Raw genomic sequence first — 11,383 nt, forward strand, 5'->3', positions numbered from 1 at the left:
GGGAAGAGTGCATTTCAGAAATTTGTAAAAGGTATAAGGTTCATTACTTATCAAAAACTGGTATTCCAGCCAGAAGTGTAATTAGATAAGGCATAAAATATGTGGAAAAATATTGCATGATGTTTAATTTTATGACATTATTTGCGGCATCATGTGCTTTTTTTTGAGTATTTTTGTATGTTAAAAAGAATTGTATTTTTGACTTTTTCGGTAGTTTCTCCAAGTATTTTTGCAATAAGTGATATTGATTTATATCAAGCACCTGTGGATAGTTTAAAAAAGTACCCAATATTAAAGACCCCAAAAAATGCCATTATTTTAAAGAGTTCTTCTGCGGTAACTAATAACTCGTTACAACAAATGAACCAAACGCAAGAAGATAATGCGGTTATTACTCGCTATCAGCAATTATATCAGGGAATTCCTGTTGTTGGAGCCCAAGTCATGATTACTAAAGGAGCTAATCAAGATCTAAATTGGAATGGAAATGCGGAAGTAAACGGACATTTATTTGAAAATATACAGATCAATATAAAGCCAGGCATTAGCGCGCAACAAGCCATGGACTATGCAAAAAAGTCTTATTTTCAAGTCAATCCTCAATCAAAAACTCAGCAAGAAAAAGTAGAGCTACAGATTCGACCCAATCAGAATAATGAATTAAAACTGGTTTATTTGGTTTCATTTAAAGGTGTATTACAAGATGGTAAACCAACCTGGCCCTATTTTATAATAGATGCTCAAAGTGGGTCTTTAGTAAAACAATGGGATAATATTAAAACCTACTTGGACACAGGTCCTGGCGGCAATGAGAAAGTTCAGGAATATTGGTATGGTAAGGATGGTCTTCCTTCTTTGGATGTGACTCAAAATGGCAGTCAATGTGTGATGGAAAACACAAAAGTTAAGCTGGTTAACCTTGATTCCAAGTGGGATTGGGAAAACAGTATAGGCACCCCCTTTCAATATCTTTGCAATAATAATTTGGAAGAAAATGTTAATGGAGGATTTTCTCCGAGGAACGACGCTTATTATTTCGGACATGTCATTGTCGACATGTATAAAGATTGGTATGGATTAAATGCCTTACAACATGCTAATGGCATACCAATGAAATTGGTCATGAGAGTGCATTTTGGCCAAAATTACGACAATGCCTTTTGGGATGGACAAGCCATGTCATTCGGCGATGGAATGGATTTTTATCCTTTAGTTTCTTTAGATGTAGCTGGCCATGAGGTAACTCATGGTTTTACAGAACAACATTCTGGTCTTGAGTACCATGACCAATCTGGTGCTATTAACGAGTCTCTATCCGATATGGCTGGGCAAGCATCTCGTGCTTATCTTTTGGAAAAAAATCCACAATTATACAACAAGGCTTATTTACAACCCAATGAAGTGACCTGGGGTATCGGTGAAACAATAGTCCGCGATTCTTTTGGAAAAGCTTTGCGATTTATGGACTACCCATCTTCAGATGGAAGTTCCGCGGATTGTTTGGACAAAGGTATTGCACAAAGTAATGGAAGTTACTGCGCCATCAGCTATGATGAAGTAGTAGCTTATGCCAATACTCAAATTCCGCTTCCTCAAGAACGACAAAGTTTTATCGTACATACAGCAAGTGGCGTATTTAATAAAGCTTTTTACTTATTGTCTAAAGATATAGGAATTAAAAAGGCGTATCATATGATGGTTTTTGCTAACACCAAATATTGGAGACCTACAACGGACTTTAAAAATGGAGCATGTGGCGTGATTTATGCTGCCAGAGATTTAAATTTGGATATCTATAGGGTGAAATCGGCATTTGGTCAAGTTGGCATTGATACAGAAGGGTGTGCTATTTAATTGGTAAGATAGAAAAGTTTCCAGTTAGGATTTGTTTTAAATTTATCGTTGTATCCTAATGATCCATCAAGAATTATTTTTGGACTTGATGTTGTTTGCTGGACACAGAAATTAGTATATAATCAACTAATCTTTGTCTTTTAGATTCCCTTGGGAATTGTAATCCTTATTAATTAGCCCTGATCTTAAAATCATTTAGGATTAATATTACTTTGTTAGGAACAGAATGGCATTTTTTTTAATCACTCTTGGTGTAATAATATTAAGTTTGTTCTGTGTCGGCGTAATGGTTTTAAAGTTCATTCAGCAACCTTCCTTACCTTTGTCAATTTCTCAATATATTAAGTTAATAGGCAGTGGAATAGCTGCTTTTATTGCCGATACATTGGGTGTTGGTAGCTTTGCTGTTAATGTGGCTTTGGCAAAATTGTTAGGAACTTTTCGTGATGATGAATTACCTGCTGTAAACAACGGAGCACAAGTGATTCCGGGGGCGATAGAATCTTTATTTTTTATAAATATGATAGATGTGGATTTAACCACCTTACTGACTTTGGTTAGTGGAACATGTGTTGGTGGATTAGTCGGTGGTTTTGTGGTAAGTCAGTTAAGTAAGCAAGCTATTCGATTAGCAATGATAAGTTCATTTGCATTAATCATTATTCTTTTGATATCTCATCAGCTTCGCATATTGCCAGTTGGAGGTGATTTGATAGAGCTGCATTCCTGGAAATTAGTTATTGGATTTTTCGCTATGGTGATTTGTGGAGCTCTTACTTCTGTAGGGGTAGGGCTTTTTGTGATGGTGCAAGGCGTTTTATTTTTAATGAACGTTTCGCCTGTTGTAGCTTTCCCAATAATGACGACCGCAGGAGCTATGCAACAACCTCTTACAACATTAGTATTTTTACAAAAAAATAAAATCCCTTTGAAAAAGACATTAATTTTAAGTCTTTCAGGATGTTTGGGAGTAATGATTACTATCCCAATTTTTACAAAATTAACAATAACTTGGTTGCATTTACTCTTGTTGTTTATCCTTACCTATAATTTTTTAGCTATTGGCCATGCTTATTTGCGATCAAGACCTGCCAAACAATATATTCAATCTTCTATTAAGCTCGCTGCAGCAGAATGAATTTATGGTTTTAGTAGCTTTCTTGTGAAAAAACCTTTAAGCAGGCTTTATCCACGAAGTTGATGTTTGCAAAGAGCCATATTATTTGCCTGTTTACGCCCAAATTTGATTAGAGATCATCCTATCTGGACATACACTTATATAGTATAATTAATGTTATTTTAAAAAATGCAGCGCCCTATGGATGAACAAATCAGTAAATCGCAGAAAAAGAGAGAAGCCCATTATTTGCAAAATATTGGGGTAAAATTTATTGATCTAAGTGCATCCAAACTTGATTCTTTACCTCTTACGGATAATTTACGCAAGGCGATTATTGATGCCAAGTCAATTAAAAGTCATGGAGCTAAAAGAAGACAGGCACAATTAATAGGTAAGTTAATGCGGGCTTCTGATTTTGAAGCAATTCTTGCTGCATATGAAAAAATTGTTGAGGAAGACAGTGCTGTGACCGCTTCTTTCCATGAAATAGAGCTATGGCGTGACAGGCTGCTACAAGATGGAAAAGAAGCCTTGACGGAATTTATTAATATCTATCAACCAGAGGATGTTCAGCAATTAAGGCAGTTGATTAAAAAGGCACTGGATGATCAGATGAAAGAAAAAAATACAGGCGCATCTAAAGCGCTGTTTCGTTATTTAAGGTCTTCTATAAAATGAATTATTCACTGTTCGTCAGTTGTTCAAAAGGATTGGAGTATTTACTAGAAGAAGAACTTCGAAGTTTGGGGCTTCATGTTACTCAGGTAAGCCCGCAAGGAGTATATGGTGAAGCCAGCCTTCCTGTGATATATCATTTATGTTTATGGTCAAGACTTGCTAACAGAATTCAGCTCATTTTATTTAGTGGGCATGCCGCAAAAGAACAGTCCGTCCATCAATTATGCACCCAGTTTCATTGGCAGACGGTTTTTACTCATGATAAAACCATTGCCATCGAATTTCATGGTGCATCAGAGCAAATTCGCAATACGATGTTTGGTGCTCAAGTAGTCAAAGATGGAATAGTGGATCATTTCCGCAGACTAAATGGTTCAAGACCTTCTGTTGACAAAGAAAAGCCTCAAATTTTAATTCATGCTCATTTGAAAAATGATATCCTAACGGTGAGTTTTGACCTGACCGGATACAGTTTGCATCAAAGAGGGTATCGTAAAAAGACTGGGAAGGCTCCTTTAAAGGAAAATATTGCAGCAGCATTGTTATTGAGAGCCAAGTGGAAAGAGCTTGCCCTGCAAGGATATGGTTTTCATGATCCTTTTTGTGGTTCAGGAACTTTGGTCATAGAGGCAGCTATGATGGCAGCTAATATTGCCCCAGGGTTATTACGACAAGACCAATCTCTACAAAATTGGGCTCAACATCAGAGCTCTTTATGGGAAAAATTGCGAACCCAGGCATTAAGCCAGGTTAAACCACTGTCAGTTAAATTATTAGGAACAGACACTGACGACAAAGTAATTTCTATAGCTCGTTCCAATGCAGAAAGAGCTGGAGTATTACCTTTGGTAGAGTTTAAAACTCTACCCTTGAAAAATTGTAGACCTGAAGTAAAAAGAGGGTTAGTGGCTTGCAATCCGCCCTATGGAGAACGAATGGGAGATGTAACTCAGCTTGTGCCTCTATACCAGCAATTGGGTTTTACATTACATACTTATTATCAAGGTTGGCAGGCTGCAATCTTAACCTCTTCTCCAGTATTGGCTAAGGCATTAGGATTACGCTCTGATAAGCAATACACTTTATACAATGGTCCATTGGATTGTAAGTTATACTGTTTATCCATTTCTGCATCCAATAAGCTTAAAGATGCTCAAAATGCGCCATTGTCTGATAATGCTCAAATGTTATTGAACAGACTGGAAAAAAATAGAAATCACCTACAGAAATGGGCGAAAAAAAATCAAATTTCCTGCTATCGACTCTATGATGCTGATTTGCCAGAATATGCCTATGCTATCGATATATATAATGATTTCGTAGTATTACAAGAATATACAGCACCCGCCAGTGTTCCAGTACACAAGGCTGAAAAGCGTAGTTTAGAGATGTTGCAAGTAGTGCCTCGAGCTTTGGGGTTAGAGCCAGAAAAACTAATAGTTAAGCAAAGAAAACAGCAAAAGGGATCTGACCAATACCAAAGAATAGGAAAAACAACTCATAAATTGATAGTGACAGAAGGCAAGGCGAAGTTGATGGTGAATTTGTATGATTACCTCGACACAGGTCTGTTTTTGGATCACAGACCTATTCGCTTACGATTTGAACAGTTAGAGCCGGGAACTCGATTTTTAAACTGCTTTTGTTACACGGCTAGTGCGAGTGTTCATGCTGCCTTGGCAGGAGCATCAACTACGAATGTTGATTTATCCAGAACTTATTTACTTTGGGCAGAAGATAATTTTAGATTAAATCATATTGATTTATCCAAGCATCAATTTGTGCAATATGATTGCAGAGAATGGATGAAAATTGCCAGAGATAAATTTGATGTTATTTTTTTAGATCCCCCCAGCTTTTCAAATTCAAAGCGTATGGCGGATATCTTGGACATTCAAAGAGATCATGTTTCCCTGATCAATATGGCTATGAGACTGTTAAATCCAAATGGTATTTTGTTTTTTTCAACCAATTTTCGTCAATTTAAGTTAGATCCAATATTAAAAGAGAAATATTCGGTGCAAGACATCACTTCACAAACTATCGATCAGGATTTTAAGCGCAATAGCAAAATTCATCATTGTTTTAAAATCGTGATGCCACATTTTGCGGATAGTTGATTTCGGAGTACGAAATCATACCGAAGTAATTTTTTGCTTTTTTGTTGGGTTTTGCTTTTGATAAAGCGAAGACCAACACGACTCAGGATTTGGATTTAGTTTTAGTTTTGGTTTCCTTTTTAGTATCCATTGTTACTTCTTTTGCTTCTGCACCATAAATTTGTTCTTTTAATGAATTCATGAATCCTGCCATGAAGAATAATTCTGCTGTTAAATATAAAGGTGCAATAAGAGCTTGAGTAATATTAGCCATGAAAGCAGGTTTTCTTCCTTCTATGTAGTGACCATAAAACTGTAATCCCCAACCCACAATAAAGGTAATAATAAACACCCAAACCCCTAGCTTTGTTGGTCCATCATCGTTAAACCAACTAGCGAGCCATAACAAAAAGATCAAAATTGGGGTTAAAGCCAAAGCCAATTGCCAGTTTAATAGAAAGTAATAAACTAAGGCGGCTAAAGTAACAAGACAAGCCAAATCAGTTGCGTACACACCAGGAATAACAATTTTAACAAATCCTAAAAAGATCATGATGGAAAGAATAATTAAAGGCACTCCAGCCATATGAGTATATCGTGTCGTTGGATTTTGATGGTATGTAGCATAAAATTGAGCTTGCTCAATAAATGATTTCATTGTGTCCGTCCTGATTAATGGTTATGAAGAAAACATAGCACATAAAATCAATTAGTACCAAAAAGGACAGCGAGAGTTTCTTAACTATCTTTTTTCTTTGAAGGATTACTTTAATTATTAGAGTACTCATCCAAAGGGGTTGTTTGCTATAGATGAGTCGAGATTTATGCTATCTTTTTTCACACTGAACTGTCTTTTAAAAATTCGCAATAGAGTTTCCTATTACTCGTTTTTAAAGGCGGACCAGTGTGAAATTCAAATCGTCTAAAAACCTGTGTCTTCTATTCCAGTGGACATAAACATCATGAGCGAACTGTTCTGAGATATCTCATCATTTTTAGAGGAGAAATCATATCATCTGCCTCTATAGCAAAGGCAATAATGTCTTGAGCGTTCGTGTTATATTGACATATCCAGTTACCTTCTCCATCATCTTCTGGAGTGGGAGAGCCTGACATGACTGAAAGTAATTTATTACCTTCTTCCAGGGCCATTTCATCATTTTGAGCAGCGATTGGTCCTATAATAAATACCCAGTTTGAACTGGTGTTGTAATGACTTAGATTATAGGTAATGTACATGCCCTCCAGAATTTCAGCAGACATGGACATCCCTTCAGATTGAATAAATGGTACACCAGGACACACTTGGGGTTTTATTTGATTTGCCAAAGAAGAGCCAGCCAAGAGTAAAGCACTGATCAAAACAGTCAACTTGGTTTTCAACATCATGTTACATCTCCTTGTTATAAAAATCCTGAAGAGACTAACAAGTTGAATTTTCTGTTGCAACCATTTTTATGTATCTATTCACCACAATTTCAAAGTCATGGGAATATGCCGTATTTGGGGTAGAATGAATGGAAACCATTCTATAGAGCACAGAACACTGAGCTGTATGAACATTTTTGGAATCATTTTCTTTCAGGATACGATAAATATGGTTTTCGGTGAATTGTGCTGAGTAGTTGCTATTTTATTAGGGGATATTTCAATGAATTGTCTCACTTAGTCCTTGAGCGCGTGAAACATGAGGCTACTTTCTGATGTTGCTACAATGATATTTTTCCGAGAATGTATAAAACATTTCCTGCACCAGCTGATCCCGGGATATAGGTTGCGGCGATGGTCGTTCTTTTATAAAAGATTGATACCCATGGCAATGCTCCAGGAAAGGGAACGCTATCATAATCAACGCGAGAAGTGACCAATACTGAGTAACCAATACCAGCTTTCAGATCTTTGTTTATTGAAGCGGTTTTTAGATAGGCATAACCAACAGCTGGTTCTATATGCCTATGAGAATCCAGAAAGGCAATGGCATAAAGCCCATGCCAGTTTCCCTTTTCATCAAAAAGACTTCTACCTAATCCGCCTCCCCATGCCGCTTCATTATAGGATTTAATTTTCTCCGGCCGATAAGTATATCGGTTATGCCACGCATAACCTGAAAAATACATGTCATCGTGTCCTTCTGTCCAGATTTGATGTAGACGTTGGCATACGGGTCTAAGAAAACTTATCCATCGGGAACATGGGGTTGTTACAATTTCAGACTCAGCGACGGCATTTATAGAATAAAATATTATTAAGCTGGAAATTAATCTTTTCATTCAAATTTTAACCTTTGCAGGGTTTCTCCCAGCTATCATTTAATGGTAGAGTTAAATTGTGTAAGGTTTCGTTAGATGGAAGATAACCGGACTTTATGTTTATTGATAACCTAAATTTCGGAAATAAACAATAAATAATAAACCTGAGAGCATACTATCATGGACTTGTTTCGTAAAAAAGATATCAAAGGGTCATTAGATAATGAGTCGCATTTGGCTAAATGTCTTAATGTTTTTGATCTTACCTTTTTAGGAGTGGGTGCCATTATAGGAGCTGGCATTTTTGTTCTTACGGGAATAGTTGCGGCAACTGTGTCGGGACCAGCCGTAATATTTTCCTATGTTGTTGCAGGTTTTGCCTGTGCTTTTGCTGCTTTGTCCTATGCTGAATTAGCAGCTAGCATAGGCGGTTGCGGGAGTGCTTATGGATATGCCTACGCAGGATTTGGTGAGTTAATTGCATGGATCGTAGGGTGGGATTTGCTATTAGAATATTCCATTGCCGTATCAGCAGTTTCAATTGGTTGGAGTGGTTATGCGAATGATTTTTTAATGGCCATGAAAATATTTATTCCAACCAACTTGTTGCATGGGCCTGCTGATGGCGGAAACCTCAATGTTTTAGCAATTTTTATCATAACAGTTTTAACCGCATTATTAGTTATTGGGGTTAAATCCAGTTCTCGATTTAATAATGTCATGGTCTTCGTTAAGCTTTTGGTTATTTTTCTCTTTATAGTGATCGCATTTGGAGAAATTAAGGTTGAAAACTGGTCTTCTTTTATGCCATATGGTTGGGCTGGTGTCATGAAAGGGGCGTCAATCATCTTTTTTGCCTATGTAGGGTTTGATGCTGTATCTACGGCAGCGGAAGAAGCAATTAACCCTCAACGTGACTTACCTACAGGAATAATTGTCTCATTAGCAATTTGTACTGTGATCTATATTTTGGTTGCGGGATTATTAACAGGGATTGCTCATTATACTACTCTTAATGTATCGTCGCCCATTAGCCATGTGCTGCTTGTCCTGGGTTATAAAACAGCTGCCGGGTTGGTTGGTGTAGGAGCTATCGCCGGTTTAACCACCGTTATGCTGGTTCTGTTTTATGGTTTAACCAGAGTGTTTTTAGCGATGTCAAGAGATGGTTTACTACCGAGAGTTTTGGCAAAAACTAATGAATACACTAAAACACCAATACGGATTATCTTATTATGCGGCGTATTAATGGCCTCTCTCGCCTCTGTAACACCTATTGGTACTTTAGCCGAGTTAGTTAATATTGGTACTTTGTTTGCCTTTATCATTGTCTGTGGAGGTGTTTTGTATCTACGACGAACTCAGCCTGACCTGGAGAGACCCTACAAAACTCCATTGATGCCATATGTTCCTATATTAGGGATAATCAGCTGTATGTATTTAATTTTGAATTTACCGTGGGTTACTATATTACGTTTTATAATTTGGATGGCTGTTGGGATAATCGTGTATTTTACATTCAGCAGGGGGAATAGTGCTTTAAGTATTGAGGGCGACTGCGCTGCTGAGTAAATTATTATCTAAGCTGTAGGAGAGATTACCATAATAGCCGCAGCAACTAATGCTGCGGCGGGAATAGTTAATAGCCAGGAATAGAATATTCTTCTTAAAACTTTCCAGTGAGTACCACCAATCCCGCTAATTAGTCCAACTCCAGCAATTGATCCAGTTACAGTCTGAGTGGTTGATACAGGTACTCCACATTCTGTAGCAGCAAAAATAGTAATAGCAGCACCTGTTTCAGCGGCACAACCCTTCAAGGTATTAAGTTTGGTAATTTTGGTTCCCATGGTATGTACGATTCGCCAGCCCCCGGCCAAAGTACCAAGGCTAATTACCCCATGACATGAAACGACAACCCAAAACGGCACATAAAATACGCCATCAAGCCAAGAAGCCGAAAAAAGTAATACAGCAATGATACCCATGGTTTTCTGTGCGTCATTACCTCCATGAGTGACGCTCAATAATGCTGAGGAAATAAGCTGTAAACCTTTAAATATTGAATTCAGTTCTTCTTCGTTTTTATGTTTAAGAAACAGTGTGAAAATATGAGTAAATAATAGACCGATTAATAATCCCAGTATAGGCGATATGAATATACCCGCCGCTACTTTGACAAAGCCTGCAATTTTGAGGGAAGATAATCCTCCTTTTGCTATTGCAGCGCCAGCTAAGCCGCCAATGAGGGCATGCGAGGAACTTGATGGTAATCCGTAATACCAGGTTACTAAATTCCAGAATATCGCACCCACTAAAGCGGCTAAAATAAAATAGCTATCGACAAGAGCGGTATCGATTAATCCATATCCTATTGTTTGAGCTACGGTTAAATTAAAAATCATAAAGGCGATAAAGTTAAAAAATGCAGCCCATAGCACTGCTTGCCTTGGCGTTAAAACACCCGTAGTGACTATGGTGGCTATTGAGTTGGCGGCATCATGAAATCCATTAATAAAATCAAATACGAAAGCAATGAATATGACAAATAGAATGAATATCGTATTGTAGTCCATATGTAATAATCCTGTTAAATATAATAACTACTCTTAGTCATTAATTTTGATACAGCATTCATTAATTGTTTAATAACATAGGGAAGTTCAACTGCACCTGCTTCAATGGCTGTATTAGCATGATGCTCTTCGTCTTCTTGCATTCTTTTCAGAATGGCTTTTGTTTTTTTATCATTTGCCGGAAGATACTGTAGATGCTTTTGTAAATGAGCTGTTACTTGTCGCTCTGTTTCAGCAACAAAACCTAAACTGATTTTATCGCCGGTTAATCCAGCCAAGGCTCCCAATAAAATGGACCCGCAATACCAGATTGGATTTAATAAACTGGGTTTGCTGCCTAATTCATATAATCGTTCTTCACACCAGCCTAAGTGATCAATTTCCTCAGCTGCAGCATTAGCCATTTGCTTTTTAACATGTGTAAGATGGGCTGTTAGAGCTTGTCCTTGATAAAGAGCTTGGGCACAAACCTCTCCGGTGTGGTTTACCCTCATTAACCCTGAAATATGTTTTCTTTCTTGAGAGGAAAAAGCAGAATCGGCAATGTGTTCAGCGGGGGATTTGCGTATGGTAATTCTTTTTTGGGGTAAAACAAGAGTACGAAGCGCACTATCGACTTCAGATATTAACTTATCGAGGAAGCTTGTTGTTCGCATGGATACTTTAAATAAAGTGTTAGGGCTCTATGTTAACTTGATTAGTGGGGAGTTTGAAGTCATTAGCAAATTAAATTTTATAGGGCTATATGGGGAGCGTTGTTTTTAAGTTTTAAGGCAATTATCAATTGAGCTTAATTTTAGAAGGATA

At 37.4% G+C, this 11,383-nt stretch carries 10 protein-coding genes; 5 read left to right on the plus strand and 5 right to left on the minus strand.

From position 1 onward, the window contains the following. Positions 1–177: 177 nt before the first annotated feature. The 4 genes from ACZ5EK_RS00105 (at position 178) to rlmKL (ending at position 5,772) form a co-directional block, all read left to right on the plus strand. Positions 178–1,854 (plus strand): M4 family metallopeptidase, encoded by a 1,677-nt coding sequence (locus ACZ5EK_RS00105; protein ID WP_464430727.1) that lies wholly within the window; start codon positions 178–180, stop codon positions 1,852–1,854. A gap of 226 nt (positions 1,855–2,080) precedes the next feature. Next, complete coding sequence (locus ACZ5EK_RS00110; RefSeq protein WP_464430729.1) at positions 2,081–2,992, plus strand: sulfite exporter TauE/SafE family protein; 912 nt, start codon at positions 2,081–2,083, stop codon at positions 2,990–2,992. A gap of 180 nt (positions 2,993–3,172) precedes the next feature. Further along, positions 3,173–3,652, plus strand: coding sequence for a ribosome biogenesis factor YjgA (gene yjgA / locus ACZ5EK_RS00115; RefSeq protein ID WP_464425899.1), 480 nt, complete (start codon positions 3,173–3,175; stop codon positions 3,650–3,652). After that, positions 3,649–5,772 (plus strand): bifunctional 23S rRNA (guanine(2069)-N(7))-methyltransferase RlmK/23S rRNA (guanine(2445)-N(2))-methyltransferase RlmL, encoded by a 2,124-nt coding sequence (gene rlmKL / locus ACZ5EK_RS00120; RefSeq protein WP_464430730.1) that lies wholly within the window; start codon positions 3,649–3,651, stop codon positions 5,770–5,772. Before yjgA ends, rlmKL begins: the two co-directional genes overlap by 4 nt. A gap of 82 nt (positions 5,773–5,854) precedes the next feature. Here rlmKL and ACZ5EK_RS00125 read toward each other — a convergent pair whose 3' ends face one another. From ACZ5EK_RS00125 to pagP, 3 genes are all read right to left on the minus strand, one after another. Next, the gene (locus ACZ5EK_RS00125) at positions 5,855–6,409 is read right to left on the minus strand and encodes an Mpo1 family 2-hydroxy fatty acid dioxygenase (RefSeq protein WP_464430732.1); all 555 of its coding nucleotides are present in this window, start codon (positions 6,407–6,409) and stop codon (positions 5,855–5,857) included. 302 nt (positions 6,410–6,711) lie between these two features. Beyond that, on the minus strand, positions 6,712–7,140 hold the full coding sequence (locus tag ACZ5EK_RS00130; protein WP_464430734.1) for a DUF4949 domain-containing protein: 429 nt from the start codon (positions 7,138–7,140) through the stop codon (positions 6,712–6,714). Positions 7,141–7,460: 320 nt separating this feature from the next. Next, positions 7,461–8,021, minus strand: a complete 561-nt coding sequence (gene pagP / locus ACZ5EK_RS00135; RefSeq protein WP_464430736.1) for a lipid IV(A) palmitoyltransferase PagP — start codon at positions 8,019–8,021, stop codon at positions 7,461–7,463. A 159-nt stretch (positions 8,022–8,180) separates the two neighbouring features. Here pagP and ACZ5EK_RS00140 point away from each other — a divergent pair, with 159 nt between their 5' ends. After that, positions 8,181–9,572, plus strand: a complete 1,392-nt coding sequence (locus ACZ5EK_RS00140; protein WP_464430738.1) for an amino acid permease — start codon at positions 8,181–8,183, stop codon at positions 9,570–9,572. Positions 9,573–9,580: 8 nt separating this feature from the next. On the opposite strand, the gene ACZ5EK_RS00145 is transcribed toward ACZ5EK_RS00140, so the two are convergent. Beyond that, a complete protein-coding gene (locus ACZ5EK_RS00145; protein WP_464430740.1) occupies positions 9,581–10,576 on the minus strand; it encodes an anion permease in 996 nt (331 codons plus the stop codon). A 14-nt stretch (positions 10,577–10,590) separates the two neighbouring features. After that, the gene (coq7, locus tag ACZ5EK_RS00150) at positions 10,591–11,232 is read right to left on the minus strand and encodes a 2-polyprenyl-3-methyl-6-methoxy-1,4-benzoquinone monooxygenase (protein ID WP_464430742.1); all 642 of its coding nucleotides are present in this window, start codon (positions 11,230–11,232) and stop codon (positions 10,591–10,593) included. Positions 11,233–11,383 lie beyond the last annotated feature (151 nt).

The organism is Legionella sp. JM-2024, from assembly GCF_055389095.1.